Origin of the sequence: Christensenella intestinihominis, from assembly GCF_001678845.1 — a bacterium.
Lineage (GTDB): Bacteria > Bacillota > Clostridia > Christensenellales > Christensenellaceae > Christensenella > Christensenella intestinihominis.
Window position 1 is genome coordinate 1 of sequence record NZ_MAIQ01000028.1, and the last position, 363, is coordinate 363.

Consider the following 363-nt stretch of genomic DNA (forward strand, 5'->3'; position numbering starts at 1 on the left):
AATCATAACTGCGCGTTCAACGCGCAGTTTGCACTAACCCTGTAAGGGTATTTCGCTATCACAGCACCTTAAGGTGCTTGGTAGCCAACTTCTGTGCTGATTACCGGGCTGCCCCTAACAGGGGCTTAGTCCGGTCTTTTCACATTATCTGTTGCCTTGTCGTGGTCTTGCTGGTTTCGTATATATTTCTTTATTGTCTCTTCATTCAGCCCGACCGTACTAACATAATAGCCCTTGCACCAGAATGTGCGGTTCCCAAACTTGTACTTCAGATTTTGGAATCTCTCAAATAGCATCAGCGAACTCTTGCCCTTGAGGTATCCCATTATCTGTGCTACCCTATATTTGGGGGGGAATCTTCAC

Annotated in this window: 1 pseudogene; it reads right to left on the reverse strand. The window is 46.3% G+C overall.

The window, feature by feature from the left end:
- Positions 1-125: 125 nt before the first annotated feature.
- Positions 126-363, reverse strand: a pseudogene (gene tnpA, locus BBD38_RS14985) (IS200/IS605 family transposase); the annotation flags it as partial.